This window comes from Streptomyces sp. NPDC051987, from assembly GCF_040680735.1.
Classification (GTDB): domain Bacteria; phylum Actinomycetota; class Actinomycetes; order Streptomycetales; family Streptomycetaceae; genus Streptomyces.
Map to the genome: position 1 here is coordinate 1 of NZ_JBFAXI010000065.1, position 17,085 is coordinate 17,085.

Consider the following 17,085-nt stretch of genomic DNA (forward strand, 5'->3'; position numbering starts at 1 on the left):
CCACCGCCGCCGGCAACGACTGAGCAAGACCACCGACGACGCGAGGGTCAGAACTCAACCGACCAAACTGGGTCACGGTTCAACCGCCGCCGACACACGGGGCGGCTCTGCCTGCAGCACCGGGGAGCGGCAGAGGAACGCGAAGGGCGGCTCCACACGCTGCGGCCAGAGCGCCGATCGCCTACGTGCCCGCTCGATTCACCGGGACGGCCATCTGGATCACCGGCTCAGCAGCGCCGGCCCATGGTTCCGCGCGTCCCCACGCTTCGAGTCCCCCGCTGGGGGCACCCCTTGTGAGGTGCCTAAAGACCCCGCCACCAGCGCGTTCGTTGGGTGCGGGGTCTTGTGGTTTGTGCAGGCGGATGCGGTCGGAAGCAGTATGCCAGTGATCACGTTGTAATAGCGTGTTGATCTTGAAGGGCTTCGCGCAGGTCAGTGGGCATTCGGCGACCGCCTGAGCGTAGTCCTCCGGACCCACATCGCCGACGCGTTGATCTCCTACCAGAGACTCCCGTGATCAGCCATGCTGCATAGCCACTGCGGCGAACAGAACGGCGGCCGCGCCAAGAATGAGCAGGTGCAGAGATCCTGCGATCCACAGTCGCAGCCCCATCAGCCCGCCGCCCACCACCACCGCTACGCAGCCGTTGATCCATGCCCCACGGCGCGCAGCATGAGCAGTACGGATGCCGGGGGATCCGAAGTCATCACCCGAGAACATCACATGCATTCCGAGCCAGACGATGAGCATCGCCGACACCGGAAGAAGGGCGACCGCGAGCCCAAGATCCAACCACACCGAACGCCGCTGCATGCCAGTCAGCGTGCCGGCAGCGCAGCAGATGCGCCTGAGTACAGGTACTCATCCTGGCCACCAACCGACACACCCTCGCGACCAGCCAGTGATCACACGCGGTCGCCCGCACGCAAGTGAACATACGAGAGCCCGCCGGACCGGATGGCGTCCCGCGTGATGGTGTAGCCGATCACCGTGTGGGTGTGCGCGGACGGGTGCCCGGGGCGTGCATCCGGTGACGGTCTCCGCTCCCTGCGCATAAGGCAGGCCACCGTGCAAATCTCGCTGGTGAACGGCCAGTTCAGCCCTGGAGGTGCCCGATGGCATTGTCCCAGTCTGACCTACAACGCCTGCTGGAGTCACTACGCACGGCGGACGGTATCGAGCTCGTCCGCAACGTCGCCGAGCGCATGCTGCAGGAGCTGATCGAGGCCGAGCTCAGCGGCCGGATCAGCGCCCAGTGGAACGAGCACACCGACACCCGCACCGCCTTCCGCAACGGTCACCGGGAGAAGACCCTGGCCACCCAGGCCGGAGACCTGGACCTGGCGATACCGAAGCTGCGCAGCGGCAGCTTCTTCCCCAGCCTGCTGGAACGGCGGCGCCGCATCGACCAGGCCCTGTATGCGGTCATCATGGAGGCATACGTGCACGGGGTATCCACCCGCTCGGTCGACGACCTGGTCAAGGCGCTCGGAGCGGACAGCGGCATCTCCAAGAGCGAGGTCTCGCGGATCTGCAGTGACCTGGACGAACAGCTCACGGTCTCCCGCGGCCGGCCCCTGGATCACAGCCGCTTCCCCTACCTCTACGTGGACGCCACCTACTGCAAGGTCCGCGTGAGCCATCCGCACCATCTTCATCCAGCCCACCGCCGAAGCCGTCCATCACCAGCTCGATGCGGTGGCCGACATGCTCGGGCAGCAGTTCCCCAAGGTCAGGCAGATGCTCCTGGACGCCAAGGAGGACCTGACCGCCTTCGCCGCCTTCCCCATCTCCCACTGGAAAAAGATCCAGTCCTCAGAAGACGTTAAGTCCGTTTCCTGTAGAGGGCTTCCGGGCTGGGTGAGGATGCTTGGGCTGCCGAGTCAGCCGGGTGTCGGCGGCGGTTGAACTCGGCCGTCGTCGAGACCGAGTCGGGAGCGGGTGACGTTCACCGTGGAATCAGCTTCGCGGCCAGGGCCGAGTCGCTTACGCGGCACCCTGCCTTCCCTGCGACCTCGACGGATCGACAGCTGTGAACGTGGAGAAACGGCAAGTCAAAGGACTGCTCAGCTACCCAAGGCTTGCCACTCCGGCGCCAGCACCGACCAGACCTCGGCGTCGTGGCGGATGTCGCGGTAGAGGTAGGTTTCGCGCAGGACGCCCTCACGGGTCATGCCGAGTCGCTTCGCCACGTTGATGCTGGGCGTGTTGTTCGGCGACACCAGCCACTGCACGCGGTGGATGCCGCGTTCGTTGAATGCCCAGTCGATGATTAGCCGTGCGGCACGTCCGACCAGGCCCCGGCCTGTGGCGGCAGGCTCCAGCCAGCAGCCTGCCTCGCAGGTGCCGGCGGCGGCGTCGAATTTCGGGAAGGAGACGCCACCCACGAGGGTGCCGTCGAGCCAGATACCGTACAGTCGGCCGGTGTCGGAGGCTGCCTTGTCGGCGTAAAGCTGGAGATAGCTGCGGGCGGAGTCCAGGTCTGCGGCGAGGTCGGGCAGCTCCATGTGCGCACCGATGAAGTCACGGCCCCGCTCCATGTGCGCGAGGAACTCCTCGGCCCGCCACGGCTCCAAAGGCCGCAGCTCGGCCCCGTCCCCCAGGGAAATCGCGAACATAGCCATCCTTCAAGGTGCGCTTATCCGACCGTTGGATCTTCGCACGCCCACCCGCTACGGACGGCGGCGGGGGCTTGCTGCGTCATAGGGGGTGTTGCGTCCGTTTCTGGTAGCGGCCTCGTCCGGGTTGGGTGAGGAAGCCTTGTCGGACGAGGCGTCCGAGGCGGCTGCGGGTGACGTTGACGGTCGCCTCGTCGGTGGGCATGCCGAGGAGTTCGTGCAGCTCGCGGGCTCGGAATGCCCGGCCGGGGTGCTGGTTGAAGGCGTTCACGATGGCCCGGTAGGCGGTGTTCGTCTCGGGCGGATCGGGCTCGGTCCCGGGCGGGATGCGTTCGGCGATGATCTTCCGGGTGGTGGCCAGGTCTGCGAGTCGTGCTTCGGTCTCGGCCAGGGCGGCAATCAAGTGGTCGATCTGGTCGTGTAGTTCACCGGCCCGGGCCGTGGTTTCGTCGTGCTGGTCCTGAAGGTCTGCCAGGAGCTCGCTGATGTTCACGCGGCCAGCCCGAGGGTGTCGCGCCAGGTGGGGGCGGGTGTGGTGAGGCGGCGGGCCATGTTCGCGATGGAAGCCCAGTAGACGCGCGAGGCGGAGGTGTCGGGTCGGTGGTCGTACTCGCGGGCGAGGCGGCGGTGCAGCATCAAGGTGCCGTTGACCTGCTCCACGATCCACCTCTTCGGTTGCGGGACGAAGCCTTTGCCCTGGTCTGCGGGGTTGCGGCGGACGACCTCGACGTCGATGTCCAGCAGGGCGCCGTGGATAAGAACCTCGTCCTTGAAGCCCTGGTCCACCAGGGCCTTCTCCAGACGCATCCCGCACCGCTCGGCCGCCTGATCGAGCAGGGCGGTGCCGGCGGCGTTGTCATGGGCGGAGGCGGCCAGCACCACGACGCCGATGACCAGCCCCAGCACGTCCACGGCCAGTCCCCGCTTGCGCCCCGACACCTTCTTGTTGGCGTCCAGTCCCGTCGTGGTCTTCGGGACACCCGCGGCCGCGCGGACGGACTGGGTGTCGATGATCACCAGGGACGGGTCCTCTAATCGCCGGGCTCTCTCCCGCACCTGGCAGCGCAGGAGTTCCTGGATCCGCTGGTCGAGCCCGTCCTCGCGCCACAGGCCGAAGTAGTAGAACACCGCCGACCAGGCCGGGAAGTCATGGGGCAGATAACGCCACTGGCAGCCCGTCCGGTTCTGATAGAAGATCGCGTTCACTACCTCCCGCAGATCGCAGGACCCGGGATCTCCGGTCGCTGACCGCGCCACCCTCTCCTGCTTCCAGGCCGTGATCATCGGCTCGATCAACGCCCATTGCCCGTCCGCTAAGTCGCTCGGGTACGGCTCTCGCTTCATGCCCCGCATCTCAACATGGACATGCCCAGCAGGCGCCCGGTATGACGCTCAGTACCACGATCGAGCGATCACGAACCGAGGAAGATCGGACTTAACGTCCACTCAAATCCCCTGGAGCGGATCAACCGCGAGATCAAGCGCCGCACCGATGTCGTGCAGGTCTTCCCCAACCCGGCCGCCCTCGAACGACTGGTCACCGCCGTGCTCAGCGATATGCACGACGAATGGATCGCCTTCCCCCGCCGCTACCTCTCCGAGGGCAGCATGACGGCCATCTACGCCGCCGAACACATCGGCCACACCACCCCTGCACTTCCCAACACCCCGAACACTACGGACGATTGATCGCCTACACCATCACAGGGGACGTGACCCCGGACCGTGTTCCGGCCAACACCATGCTCACGCATCAGGTCAGCCCACGACGGCAGTACCTCGGCGTTCTCGTCCGCCCCGATCCGCTCCCGTAGCTTCTCTGAGATGACCAGGTAGGTTCAGCGCGGACTGGCCTCCGACACTCGGACTCCTCTCACTGCCGCCACTCCCCGCTGCCAAGAGTGCCAAGAGTGCCACGAGGTGCGCGGGCCAGCGCCGGGGCAGATGGTGTCCCAGCCGTCCGACTGTCCCAGCAATGGGGGTGACCTGCGGAGAGGGGTGGGACAGCAGGACCTACCACTGTCCCACCTGTCCGGCCTGCACGAGGCCCCCCAGAATGTTTCAGCCCATCGAGTACTCAATAATTCCGCAGGTAGCCTTTGATCAATTCGATGTCCAAACGATCCTTGCACCGACCGGATCGCACCTTCCAGTCAAAAACATCCCGAAGAGAGCAGAACGGAATTCCCTCTATAATTTCCGCATCTGCGATCAATTCGTCCGGGCTCTTACCATCTGGAAGCCACCGGTCGAAGACCTCAATAGAACCCTCAAACAGCAGCACCATCTGCCCGTGCCCTGACGGAGCCAACACGGGGTCGGCGAGGTCAAGGGCCAGCTTCCAGGCAGCTCCTCGGGCTACGACGTCGAGATCTCCGACGTCCTCGCGGAGCCCATGGGCCAGTAGGGGGCCACTGCCAGCAACAACGAAGTCGGAGAGAGGCAACTGGAGCGAGCGCAGCTTCTCAATGAGGGGATGCTTGTTCAGCTCCAACGCGCCTCCTACAGGACGGACAGCCCGATCGCCGCGCGAACAGCCATACCCATGGCCAACGATGCGATGACGCTTGCTAGCGTACCGAGCAGGAAGTACTCAGACGCGTACCTGCCGTGGTCGCTAGAGGGTCCGCGTGCGAGAGACTTGGCCGTCAAGGCAAGCGCTGCGGCGTCAGGCTGACCAGCGGCCAGAAACGCAAACAGAAGAGCTCGCTCCAGAATGCCGATGCTTCGGCTGCCCGTCATGAACTCTTCAGCTAGCTGGCGTTGTGGATCGGTGCTCTGAAGAGTGTTGACTTGGCGGCGCACAGGCAATGTTGCGGCCATCGCGAGCGGGCCACCCGCGAACACAGCGACAAGACCACCTGCCAGCACGACAGTTGCCCTGTCGCTCAGCAACAGCTTCTCGCTCACCATGGTCGTCGTTGCGCCGGCGACCCACACGGCAACAACCGACGCAGCCCCGAACATCGCCACACCGATACGTGCGGGCGTCGGTACTGAACCGAACAGGCTTGGGATCGTGATTGACAACCCAGCTGAAGGTACGCCAGAAGAGTTGTAGAGGAACACCACCGAGGCAGCGAGTAAGACCGCTGCAAGCAGCGCCAGCCAGGCCTTTCCCTGACTCCAGTAAGGCCCGATGACGTACCCGCCAGAGATCGCGGTGACGAAGACCATGCTCCATGGCCGCGAGCGCTGCCACCCGAGACCCCAAGGAACCAGCACCGCTGCAGACAGCCCAAAGAAAACCCGAGCAGCTTCCACGTCCCCCGCCTTAACTCCCCTGCCCTACAGGCAACTTCCTCCGCCCCGAGCCCAGCATTTTATCCGTTGCTCATCGGCTCTTCGGCCTGTAACCATCACGCGCCCACCCTGGCACGCAGGCCAGGCATCGCAATCGGGGAAACAGACGCCTTCGGCAACATGTCCCACGTGTCCGACTGCCCGGTAAGAGCGCTGACCTGCCCAAACAGATGGGACAGCGAGATTCGCCAGCGCCCCACCTGTCCGATCTGGGGACAGGGCTGCAACACCCCCGGGGTGTTGCAGCCCTGTCATGTCGTCGCCCTCGTCGGGCCTTGGCAGCCGGAGGTGACCCCCGCCCCCTTCCCTGCTTGCGTGTGAGCGGCGTGTGAGCGAGACGAATTCACACCGCCCCCGAGGCTCCTTTTAGGTCAGGGCCATACTCAGGCATGTCATGAGCATGCTCTCAGGAGCCGGGTGCGCAGGTTCGAATCCTGCCCCCGGACGCCTGCGCGACCGTGGGCAGGTCCGTGCCCGCCGAGGTCAGTCGAGGAGCAGGGGGTTGGGCAGGTCGGCCGCGGGATGCATGCGCAGGAGGGTGTGGAGGACGCCGGCGAGACCGGACATGAGGCTGGGTGAGAACGCCTCGCGGGCCAGACCGCCGACCGGGCCCCGCTGTTCGAGGCCGGTGAGGATCTCCGCGTCGAGATCCGGCCGGTCGCCGGAGTCCAGGGACTTGAGGAACTCCCACAGACCGAGGTCGCCGTGGCACAGGGTGTGGCTCCAGCCGAAGCCCTCCGCGGCACAGGCGCGCGCGGCGCGCCCGGCCATGTCGAGGTGGGCGGGGTCGCCCGCGCGCCGGTACAGGTCGAGCATGCCGACGCCGACCCCCGCGCTGCCGTGGCACCAGCTGGTGAAGAAGTCCTCCTCCGCGCCGACCCGCGCGTCGAGCCAGTTGCCGTGCCCGGGCTGCCAGAGGGACTCCTGGTAGGCGAAGGCCCGTTCGGCGAGGTGGCTCCAGGCGCGGCGGTCGGCGGCGGTACCCGCGTCGCTGAGGGCGAGCCTCGCCAGGGCCCAGCCGATGCCGGTGGCGCCGTGGGCGAAGCCGCCGATGCCCTCGGGGTTGAGCCGGGTCGTCCACCGGGCGCCGCTCGAGTCCTGGGTGGCCAGCCCGACCAGTCGGCGTCCGATGTGCGCGGCGGCACCGAGCCAGCGGTCCTGCCCGGTCGCGGCGGCGAGGCCGAGCAGCGGGACGACGGCGCCAGCGGCTCCGTTGAGCAGGTCCACCTCGATGTCGTCCTCGACGAGCGGGCCCCGGTCCAGCAGCACGGCGCGTCCGGCCGCACGTTCCAGCATCCGGTCCTCACCGAGCACCCGGTGCAGCGCCAGCCAGGTCCACACCTGGGACGCGGCACCGCTGAACGCCCCGGCGGACGGCGTCGGCGTCAGGTCCTCGGTGCCGATCAGCACCCGCAGCGCGCCGTCGAAGGTCTCGGTGACGCCGGGCACTTCGTCGGCCCGGCCGGCCCGCACCTCGGTCAGGTACTCCGCGAGGGTCAGCGCCACCCCGCCCTGCCCGGTGTAGAGGTCGGCGGGCAGCACCCTGATGGACCATCCGGCCGGGGTGAACACCGGGCTGATCCAGGTGGCCGTGCCGTCGTCGCCGCGTACCGCCCCGTCGCACAGCCGCCGGACCATCCGCGCGGCCAGGGCCCGGCGGCGCCGCTCCCGGTCACGGGCGTGCGGGTCCCGGGCGGGGGCCTGGACGCGCGCGGGCAGCGAACGCTCGTTGAGGTAGGCGCCCACCAGGGCGTCCTGGATCACCGCCTCCTCCAGCGGCAGCTCGGCCGTACGCCAGTCCTCGACGGTGTCGCGTACGGCGGCCCGGTCCACGGTGAAGGTGAACATGGGTACGTCGCCGGCCAGCAGGTCCGCGATCTCGGCGTCGACGGCCGCGCGGTCGGTGGGCGCGCCGGGCAGCACCTCGGCGTTGCGCCGCAGGATGTCCCGGGCCCGGTCGACGGCCGCGGGCTCGTCGTGCAGCGACGCCGGGTGCCACAGCATCCGGCCGATGTCGACGTACGCCTGGGTCGGGCGCAGGATCCGGCGCGCCCGGACGCCTTCGAAGCGGCGCAGCAGCCGGTACGGGTCCTCGCCGGGCCGGCGCAGGTGGGCGGTCATCTCCCGGAAGCCGGTCAGGACGCGGTCCCAGTAGGCGCTCAGCACCGGGGCGGCGCTGGGGTGGTTGCGCGCGGCGGGCATCGCGACCAGGTCCACCTGGAAGCGGGCCGCCGCGGTGCCGCCGTCCGCGATCACCGGGTTCGGGATCATCGGCTGCTGACCGGGCAGTGCCCCGACCCCGGAGATGTCCACCCCGCCGAGCGCGAAGCCGGTGCCGCGTACGGGCAGCAGGCCGGTCCGCAGTACGGTGCGGCGGATGGCCGTCGCCGCCACGTCCACCGCGTCGCCCCTGTTGCTGGGCGGGAAGGGGGCGGGGGCGTCGAAGAGGGTCTCGGCGTCCACGATCACCGGCACCGGACCGGCCGCGATCATGTTCTCGGCGTGCATGTCGGTACCGCCGATGAAGCGGAGAACGGCCAGCCAGTGTCCGACGCCGCGGTAGAACGCGGCGAGTTCGGCCTCGTCGGCGCAGTACCGGTGGTGGATGAACTCGGCCCAGCCGTAGCCCTCGCGCGCCAGGGTCCGCGGCACCCGGATCCGCTCGTCCGGCGCCGGGGCCCCGGGGAAGTCCGCGAACAGCTCGTCCAGCAGGTCGCCGAGTGCCAGGTCGGCCCCGGAGGGCCGGGGTTTGTACATGACGCTTCCGGAGACGAAGTCGACCCGGCTGACGGTCAGGCCGCCACGGTGGCTGTCGCCCGCGCCGAAGGTGACGGCACGTATCTCCCCGGCGGCTCCCCCCAGCAGCGGCCGGAGCAGCGACCGGTCCGCGGCCAACCGTTGCGCGAAGCCCGCCGTCGCCGCCAGCCACAGCCGCGCCACCGACGCGACCCGCGGACCGAGCGTCGGGTACCGGCCGGCCAGCCGGTCGAGGTAGCCCTCCTCGGCGGCCTGCTCGATGAACGCGGCCCAGGTGTCCGTACCGGCCGCGGTCACCGAGCTCCCGGGGGGCCGGACGCCGCCCGCCGCCAGGCGCAGCGCGTGGAGCTCGATCAGGAACAGGCGGGACAGCTTCGCGTGCAGGGACCTGACCAGGGCGGTGTGGCCCGCTTCCAGCACCACGTCCCGTTCCTCCCGGCCCAGGGCGCTGATGCCGGCCAGTCGCCGGGCCAGCTCCTCCCGCCATGGGCGGGCGACGGTGCGTACGGGTGGGGTGAACCACTCCGTGTCGTGCCCGTTCTCCAGCCTCGATCCGCTCACCGTCCGCCTTTCCCGTGCCGCTGTCCCGCGCCTTCAGGGCGCCCGGAGGGAGCGTGGGGAGCCATTTCGCCGGCCCGGACGGCACGGCCGTTCCCGGGTACGCGGGCGTCATGGCCCGGCGGTGGTTCCCCACACTCCTGCTGGTCGAACTCGAAGAGACCCCGCCCGGCGCGGGCACTCAGTGCCCAGCCACCCGCACCGGGGCTGTCGGCCCGCCGTGGACGGTCAGCAGCAGAAGCTGCCGTGCGAACCACTCGGGCTGGAGCAGAAGCCGTAGAGCGAGTCGCTCGGGTCGGTCAGCGCGGCCTCGGCCGCCGTGCCGCCGACGTAGAGAGGGCCGGCGGGGTTGGACTGGCCGTACGCGCTCTCGGCGCCCGACAGCCAGGCTTCGATCACGGTGGAGTGGGAGACACGGGTCTGGGGCATGGGTGGCCTCCGGACGTAGGGGGTTCGGGCGGATTGCCCAGCCCTGAGTATCGCGGTCCGTGACCACACGTCAGATGACCGATTCGGCCACGTTCCTGTGGGCTTCCTGGGACGCCGCGCCACTCGCGGGCCGGATGGGAGGGTGTGGGGGCGCACGACGACGCCTGCCGCGGGGGGCTCCGGCGCGCGGTCGGGCGGTGACGCGGCGCGTGGTGGACGCCCCGCCCCAGCGTTCGGCGTACCCCTCCGAGTCCTGCCAACCCGCCACCGTGTGCCAACGCTCTACCGGTTCAGCCGGACCATCGTCTGGACCAACGGCTGCCCGCCACCGCCCAGCGGTTCCACCCGTCCCCATGCCCCGAGTCCCCCGCCACGGGCATCGTGTCGACCGCGGGAGCGAAGCAGTGCCTGAAGTGAGCGGGCGAGTACCGGGGGGTCTTGCCCTGACCATGGCATTGGTGGCTCTGGGTTCGCCGAGCGCCTGGGCCAGTGCCCCGTCTGACGGCAGTCGGGAAGGCGACACGACTGCGTCGGGCGACCGCGAGGGCGACACGCTGTCGGCGACGGTCGGCACTGTCGTGCCTCGTATGTCCCCGCGTCGCTGCGTGCAGTACATCAATTCCGCCGTATCGGGTGCCGACTGCTGACGGATCTGGACGGGGGGACGCGAGCGTTTCCGGAGCAGCGGTTCTTCGGGTCCGCGAAGAACCCCGCCCCACCGCCTTCCGGTCTTCAGGGCCGCTTGGGGCCGTGCTCGGTCACGATGACTTTACCGGACGGCGCGACGACGAAAACGTTCCCCAACTTGGCCTTGGCCTGTTCGGGCATTTGGTTGACGGCGTTCTGGACCACGTTCTGAATATCAGCGTCAGTAATGGTGCCCTGCTGCATTCCCTGCTTCAGTACCGGGACGTTCATGGCGTCTGCCACGACGTGCACCAGTCCCTTTGCCGTGTTGTACGTGCTGACCTTGTCCTTGATGCTTTTGGCGAGCTTATTCTGGAATTCCGACAGGGTCTTGCCTGAGGTGACGCGGACATGGTCGCCCACGTCACCGCTGTCGGTGAACTCGTAGTCAGGTTGCGCGCCGCCCACACTCTTGTCCCCGGCCCTTAGGGTGCTGTAACCCAGCTCATGGAGCCGTTTGGCGTTTATGGGCTCGAGAACCTCGGTGAGGATGGTCGTGGGCAGGCTCGACTCAAGCCTGTCCCTGACCTCCTTCGAGAGGTGTGCGTCCGGCGGGAAGGCCTCCTTCATGCGCTGCAACTTCTCGTAGGCGTCGGCAGCCGAGAATTTCGGTGACGCAAGGGTGTCGATCAGGCCCTGCGCAAGCGTCTGGAACTCTCCTTCTTGCCCTCTGTGATGGGCGAGCCAGCTCTTGACGCTATCGTTCTGGAGGCTGAAGATGCCCTTTCCCTGGTTCAGGTCATTAACAGCCTTCGCGAAATTGTTCGTCCACTTGGCTCCGGCCTCGGCTGTCAGCCCGGCAGGGGATGCCACTGGGGGCGGAGGCGAAACCGGGACGGCTTCCGGTGCGGGTCCGCCGGCCTTTCCGGCGGCCAGGTTGCCGTGGGTCCCCATGATCCGGTCGAACATGGAACGGTCCAGCCCGCCTGGCGCTTCCTCGCCGCCTCTGTGCTCCGGGGGCGTTTCGCCCTGGAACACGATGTCCGGCGGCCGGGTCATCGACTGCGGGCGCAGCGCCTTCGTGAAATGTTCGACCTGCGGGTCGACGGCGGCGGCGGACGGCTCGACTTGCGGTGGATCGGTGGACTCGGCCGCGCCGGTTACCGTCGCCTGTTGCGGCTCTGCGTTCACGTCGCCCGCCGAACCGGCCTGGTCGTCGGGTTGCTGGGGGATCACTGCGGAGTTCGCAGAGTCCGTCGGCCCGATCTTCTCCGGGGCTACCCCGGGGGCTGTGAAGTGCTCCGCGAGGTCGTTGGTCGGGGCCGAGGGCTGCACCGCCGACGGTACGTCCGGCCCAGTCGTGGGCTGCTGGGCGGGCTCCGCCGTCTCGGCGTGCTCCGAGGCAGCGGTATCGGGACCATGCGGGGTGGCGGGGGCGGCGCTGAAGCCTGCCGCCTGCGGTTCGGAACCGTCGTTGCCAAGGGGCGGGGTCGGTGACGTGCTCTCCGGCTCCTTCCCGACCGGTGGAGCGGCCGGGTTGTCGGCGGATCCGCCCTCGTTGGCTGCCGTGTTCCCCGGCCCGTCCGGCGCGGTAGCGGCGGACGGCGCCGAGGTGGCGGCGCCCTGGTTGTGCGGCGGCTCTGCCGGGGCGGCGGTCGCCGGATCGTCGGGGAGCGGCACGGGAGACACCGGGTCGGCTGCCGTGGGCTCTGGCGGGAGGTTGTCGGCGACATACGTCGCAAAGCCTTCGACGACCTTCTCCGGGGAGACGGAACGCTGTCCGCCACCGGTGACCTGTTTGAAGTAGTCCTGGATGCCGCGGATCTGCTTTCGGATCGCGGGGAGATCGCCCTTGATGGTGAACGAGACCGCCGGACCGACATTCGATCCCGCCATGGCCACCTGCAACTTGAACATCCCACTGGCTGTCTCGGTGTTCTTCGGTAGCACAGTGCTCATCAGGTGTTCGAACGAGGTGATCGACGAGAAGTCTGCGGGCAGCCCGTACTCGGAAGAGTGCTTGGCGTCGGCGAAGAACTTGATCTTCCCGTCGAAGAAGCCGCCGAGTGGAATGGTGACGAAACCGGCCAATTGCGCGGTGTAGACATGGGCGTCCGACAGCAGCGTGCCAGCTGACGGCTCCTGGGCAGAACGCTGGGTCAGGACTTGCTTGTGCAGGAGGTTTCCGTCCCTGTCCCGCACCGTCCAGGTCAGTTTCTCCCGGACGTCGGCGGGACCGCCGAGGTTCGGCGCCGAGATCTTCTGGCCTTCGTCGAACCGTACGGTGACCGAGTATGATCCCCTGCCGTTCGGGAATAGCCCTTCGAGAATGGTGTGGTTGCCATTCCCGGGGGTGAGCACCGGGCCGTCAAAATTGACCAACGAGTCAGCCGGATCGGACTTCACTGCGTCGCTCACCGTGACGGTCAGGACCTCCGCCTTGACTACCCTGCCGTCCTCCGCGTGCCTGGCGGTGTACCTGTCCAAGGAACGCTCAAATTGCGTATTACTCACCCCGGCCAGCACACTCAGCAGGTGTTCGACTGACTTCGGCCGCAAGTCGGGGACCGACAGGCTCAGATCGAAGAGCTTGGGGCTTCGGGTCACCGAGTGCCCTGCCGCCTCCGCCTTGTCCACGAACTGCTCGACCTGAGACTTCAGACTGGCCGGCCCAGAGGCCTTTGCCGGGACGCCGGTGCCCTGCTGCCAGGCCTCAGGGGCCGCTGACGCCAGATGCTGCTCGAACTCGTCAGCGCTGAGTCCCTGACCCGCCCCTGACTTCGGGAAGACCCGGCCGCTCTGGTCCTGCAAGGCCTGTTCGGCGGCGGCCAGCGGAGTCTCCGGGTCCTGGCCGATCCGCGCCTCCTGTTGCTTCTGCTGCTCGCGGTGTTCACCGCGCATTTGCTCCAAAGCCCTGATCCGGGCCGTGAGCTGGGCCGTCTCGCGGTCGGTTATTCCGAGTGCCTCGCCGATCGTCTGGGCAAAGTTCTGGACGACGTTCTTCTTCTGCGCGGCGACCCGCTGATCGACCTCGTTGGGCACCGCCGCGGTGCCGGTCAGCTTGTCCTGCAGATCACGGGCCGCGCTGCCGAGCTGGTCGACGAGCCGGTTTCCGGCCGGATTGCCCTCACGGATCTGGTCGTTGGCCATACCTTGCAGGGCCAGGTTCTTACGGTGGTTCGCCAGGTCCTCCTGTGCTTGAACCTGGAGCTTGATCAGGTAGGACTCCCTGCTGACATCCTGGACCGTCTTCATATGCTCTTCGAGCGTGATCGCGGTGGCCATCGCCTCGATATCGCGAGGGTCGGTCCCCATCTGGTCCAACAGCTCGCGTACGCGCTGCGTGAAAGGGCTCTCCTCCGACGTCCTGACCTGCGCCACGACCTGTGCCATGGCGTCGAGTTCTTCTTGTGCCTGCCTTGCGATGTAGGCGGCGTTTTCCTTTTCGCTTGGGTTCTTTGCCGTGCGGACCTCCTCAAGCGCCTCTGCGAGAGTTTCGAGTCGCTGCTCCTGGTAGTTGTCCAGGCTTTTGGCGAAGTCGAGCGCTTTCTTGATGCGTGACACCGTGAACCGGGCGTCCGGGGCAGGTGCGGTTGGCTCGGCTGCAGTTGGCGCGGACGCCGTCGGCTCGGGTGCCGCGTGTGCGGCCGATGCCGCGTGTTCGGACGGTGCCACGGGCTCGGACGGTGCCACGGGCTCGGGTGCCGTCAGCTCGGGTGCCGCAGGCTCGGACGGCACTTGCACAGCTGCGGGCTGTTCCGGCGCCGTCTGCGCAGCCGGTGCCGCTTGGTGCTCGGGAGCCGTCGGCTCGGGCGGTGCCTGGGTGGCCGACGCCGCCGCCTCGACCGGAACCGCCTCGACGGGCGACTGCTGGACCGGGGCGGGTTCCAGAACGGGCTCCGGTGCGGACTGCTGGGCGCCGGTCACCTCCTCAGGCGGTCCTGGGGGCCGGCTACCGGCCTCCGGTACGCTGTCGGGCCCCTCCGGACCGCTGGGCTGCACGGGCGTGGGTTCGGATCCGGAAGTGTCACCGGACACCGGCCCGGCTGCCCCATCCTCAGAACTTCTGTCATTCCCCTCGGCCAGAGTGGTGTCTGGCGGCGTTTCCGCCGTGGGCTCATCCGGACGGTTACCGCCCGCCCACTTGTTGGCCGGGTTGCTCCTGAGGGACCGGTGCAAGCTCAGGGGATCGTCGAAGAACGAGTCGTGTCCCAGGCCTCCCCTGTTCTGGTCGCCGCCGTGGAAGGAAGGCGGCGTGCCTTCGTTTCTGATGTCCGGTACGTAGCCTTTCCACTGCGGGTCGATCCTTACGTGGCCGCCACCCCCGGACGACGGTTGGAGGGCTTGGGGAGCATGCGGAGTCTCGGGGGGCGCCATCGCCGCCGAGGCCTCCGCGCCGACCAGCTCTGCGACCGGCCGGCCTGCCGTTTCGCCGTTCAGGGCGGCGCGGAACAGATCGGCGGCGCTGGGTTCGTGGGGGACGTCGCTGTTCTGCGGGATCGTCGTCACGGCCCCGGGCGTCGTCGTGGGGGCGGCAGCTGGTTCGGACGGCGGTGCCTCGACGGGCGCGCTGCTGACGTTTTCGGCTTCCAGGCCTGCGGCCGACTGCTCGTTTGTGCCCCCGGCCAGGGCGAGCGGGGTCTGAGTGCCGTCCGGCAGGGTGAGCACGGGACCGGGCTCGGCACCCTCGCCCACCAGGCCGATCCAGCCGGACTCGACCACGTTCCAGCCGTCGGGGCGGAAGACCGTCCCGTCCGCCTCGACGCGCATCGAGACGTTGCCGAACCGGTCACGGTAGAGGGTCGTGCCGTCCACGGATTCCTTCGTGCCCCAGAACCGCAGCGGACCCCCGGCCTCCTCACGCTGGTAATACGTCGTCAGGGTCGGGCTGGACGGGACGACTGCCGCGATCACCTGCTGGTCGACAGGCGCGTCCACGCGGATGCCGCGCGCGTCGAACTGGGCCTGCTGGTTGCCGTAGTCCGGCATCGAGTACAGCCTCGTCCCTTCCGGCAAGAGGGCATCCGCGACCGGACCGTCCAGGCTGCGGAACGTGCCGAGCAGGCCGTGCGCCGTGCCGGGGCTCGCGAGCGAGGTCCGGTCGACGGGGATGAGCGTGGGCTTCTGTGTGTCAGCGACGATGAGCGACGCCTGGCCGTTTCCCCCGAAGTGGATCTGTTGGCCGTCGGGCGTGGTGAAGGTCGCCGAGATCCGCTGGAACGCGCTGGATGCCGGCTGGCCTTCGACGCCCGGACCGGCGGCCTGCACCGCGTAGCGTTCGACGATGTTGGGGAAGTTCGGGGTGGACGACTCGACGGTCATGGTGGTGCCCGACAGGTCGATCGTGCCCGGAGGCAGCGGTCCTCGGCCTGACCCCTGGGGCACCAGGCCGGTCTCTCCGGTGTGCGTGGGCTCGGAAACGGACGGGCCCTCCGTCCAGCCGCCGCCAGTGGTGCTCTGCGCCGCCGGTTCGGCGGGCCCCTGGGCATGCTGTGGCAGCGTCTGCTCCGGCTGGGTGCTGCCGTCGCGGACTGGGACGGCCGTTCCGTCACTCTTGATCAGGTACGCGTCGCCGCGGGTGCCGTCCGAATTCACCTGGTGCAGGACGCCGTCTTCCAGGGTGCCCTGCAGCACCGTGTCAGGGACGAGCGGATTTTTCGCGTTCTCCCTGGTGATAGCGACGTTGACGGGGCCTACGGAATTCTCGGCCTGGCCCGGCGTGGTCGTTGCGTCGGGTTCCGGCTGGGGCCGCGCTTCCGGCTGGGGTGTGCCGGGGCCGGCCGCATCGGTGACCGGAAGGACGCTCACGGGACCCGCCGCCACATCGGCGGGACCGCCGCTGGGCGTATCCGTGCCGGCGCCGGCGGGAGCGGCTTCCGGCTGGTGTCCGCCGGGCAGGGCCTCGGTGATGAGGCCCATGCCCAGGCCGAAGACCAGGCCGCCCTTGACGCCCTCCCACATCACGTCGCCGAGCGACTTGCCCTGGTTGGCGCTTGGGTCGTGCACAGCGTTGAAGCCGTACTGGAGGGCGTTGAACGCCGTGCCGGACACGATGCCGTTCGCGGTGCCGTAGGCTGTGCGCCCGGCTTTGTTCGCCGGGTTCTGCAGACTCTCGGCCACTGCCGGAGCCCACTGGCCGAGCGCCTTGCCGGCACCCCAGCCGACGCCTTCCGCGAAGAGGCCGAAGGCCAACCCGCTGCCGGCTTCATTGAGCACACGCTGCCCGTTGAACCCCTTGCCGTCGTTGTGGCCGTTGACGAGCTGGATGGTCTGTGTGATCGCGTCCGGCAGCGCGGCGAGCGCCACCGCGAAGAACAGTCTCCGCAGGATCGCGCCGATGCCCTCACGGGCGAGGAAAACGGCGAGCGCGCCCTCGGCCATGCTCTCGCCGCCGGTGACCACGGCGAGGGCGATGTCGATGGTGAGCTGGATGGCGAGCAGGGTGAGTTCGATGATGACCGACCACTTGGCGAACTCGGCCTGGTTCGAGGCCTCCAGCGCCAGAGCGGCGGTCTGGCGCGCCTGCTGGTACATCTCGTCGAGGTAGGAGTTCGGGCCGGTCCACTTGCCCCAGTGGTCGTTGAACGCCTGGAGGGAGACGCTCTGGACCGAGTAGTTGAGCATCTCGGCGGAGATGTTGCCGGCGTCGCCGATGGCGCGGATCCCGATCATCGCGTCGGTCCACGCCTGGCCCGCCAGGCGGCCGAGTTCCTCGTCGAACTCGGGCCACTCCATGCCGACCAGGCCGAGCGCCCATCTCAGCTCGGCGGGAAGTTCCATGCCCATCGGCTG

9 protein-coding genes and 2 pseudogenes are annotated in these 17,085 nt (G+C 68.4%); 2 read left to right on the forward strand and 9 right to left on the reverse strand.

Annotation, left to right across the window (positions count from 1 at the left end; genetic code table 11):
• Nucleotides 1–517: 517 nt before the first annotated feature.
• Entirely contained in the window at nt 518–814 is a 297-nt protein-coding gene (locus AB0M11_RS28565; RefSeq protein WP_365710425.1) for a hypothetical protein, read from the reverse strand.
• Nucleotides 815–1,116: 302 nt separating this feature from the next.
• Here AB0M11_RS28565 and AB0M11_RS28570 point away from each other — a divergent pair.
• A pseudogene (locus tag AB0M11_RS28570) lies at nt 1,117–1,840 on the forward strand (transposase); the annotation flags it as partial.
• A 227-nt stretch (nt 1,841–2,067) separates the two neighbouring features.
• On the opposite strand, the gene AB0M11_RS28575 reads toward AB0M11_RS28570, so the two are convergent.
• From AB0M11_RS28575 to AB0M11_RS28585, 3 genes are all read right to left on the reverse strand, one after another.
• Nucleotides 2,068–2,619, reverse strand: a complete 552-nt coding sequence (locus AB0M11_RS28575) for a GNAT family protein (RefSeq protein ID WP_365710427.1) — start codon at nt 2,617–2,619, stop codon at nt 2,068–2,070.
• Nucleotides 2,620–2,701: 82 nt separating this feature from the next.
• A complete protein-coding gene (locus tag AB0M11_RS28580) occupies nt 2,702–3,112 on the reverse strand; it encodes a hypothetical protein (RefSeq protein WP_365710429.1) in 411 nt (136 codons plus the stop codon).
• Entirely contained in the window at nt 3,109–3,963 is an 855-nt protein-coding gene (locus AB0M11_RS28585; RefSeq protein ID WP_365710431.1) for an IS5 family transposase, read from the reverse strand. Before AB0M11_RS28585 ends, AB0M11_RS28580 begins: the two co-directional genes overlap by 4 nt.
• Nucleotides 3,964–4,065: 102 nt before the next feature.
• On the opposite strand from AB0M11_RS28585, the pseudogene AB0M11_RS28590 reads away from it, so the two are divergent.
• A pseudogene (locus tag AB0M11_RS28590) lies at nt 4,066–4,308 on the forward strand (transposase); the annotation flags it as partial.
• Nucleotides 4,309–4,696: 388 nt separating this feature from the next.
• Here the strand turns inward: AB0M11_RS28590 and AB0M11_RS28595 are convergent.
• The 5 genes from AB0M11_RS28595 to AB0M11_RS28615 all read right to left on the reverse strand — a co-directional run bounded on the left by AB0M11_RS28595 (nt 4,697) and on the right by AB0M11_RS28615 (nt 17,079).
• A complete protein-coding gene (locus AB0M11_RS28595) occupies nt 4,697–5,113 on the reverse strand; it encodes a hypothetical protein (RefSeq protein ID WP_365710433.1) in 417 nt (138 codons plus the stop codon).
• 8 nt (nt 5,114–5,121) lie between these two features.
• Nucleotides 5,122–5,796: a hypothetical protein gene (locus AB0M11_RS28600; RefSeq protein ID WP_365710435.1), complete on the reverse strand. Its 675-nt coding sequence runs from the start codon at nt 5,794–5,796 to the stop codon at nt 5,122–5,124.
• Between the two features lie 609 nt (nt 5,797–6,405).
• Nucleotides 6,406–9,240 carry a type 2 lanthipeptide synthetase LanM family protein gene (locus AB0M11_RS28605; RefSeq protein ID WP_365710437.1) on the reverse strand — a complete coding sequence of 945 codons (2,835 nt, stop codon included), beginning with the start codon at nt 9,238–9,240 and terminating at the stop codon, nt 6,406–6,408.
• Nucleotides 9,241–9,465: 225 nt separating this feature from the next.
• Nucleotides 9,466–9,666, reverse strand: a complete 201-nt coding sequence (locus tag AB0M11_RS28610) for a DUF6229 family protein (protein ID WP_208105964.1) — start codon at nt 9,664–9,666, stop codon at nt 9,466–9,468.
• Nucleotides 9,667–10,398: 732 nt separating this feature from the next.
• Nucleotides 10,399–17,079: a hypothetical protein gene (locus AB0M11_RS28615; RefSeq protein WP_365710439.1), complete on the reverse strand. Its 6,681-nt coding sequence runs from the start codon at nt 17,077–17,079 to the stop codon at nt 10,399–10,401.
• Nucleotides 17,080–17,085: the final 6 nt, after the last annotated feature.

Excerpts from the sequence above, each read along its gene's own strand:
- AB0M11_RS28585 (WP_365710431.1), bottom strand. The coding sequence starts at position 3,963 with ATGAAGCGAGAGCCGTACCCGAGCGACTTAGCGGACGGGCAATGGGCG.
- AB0M11_RS28575 (WP_365710427.1), bottom strand. The coding sequence starts at position 2,619 with ATGTTCGCGATTTCCCTGGGGGACGGGGCCGAGCTGCGGCCTTTGGAG.
- AB0M11_RS28565 (WP_365710425.1), bottom strand. The coding sequence starts at position 814 with ATGCAGCGGCGTTCGGTGTGGTTGGATCTTGGGCTCGCGGTCGCCCTT.
- AB0M11_RS28600 (WP_365710435.1), bottom strand. The coding sequence starts at position 5,796 with ATGGTCTTCGTCACCGCGATCTCTGGCGGGTACGTCATCGGGCCTTAC.
- AB0M11_RS28610 (WP_208105964.1), bottom strand. The coding sequence starts at position 9,666 with ATGCCCCAGACCCGTGTCTCCCACTCCACCGTGATCGAAGCCTGGCTG.
- AB0M11_RS28615 (WP_365710439.1), bottom strand. The coding sequence starts at position 17,079 with ATGGGCATGGAACTTCCCGCCGAGCTGAGATGGGCGCTCGGCCTGGTC.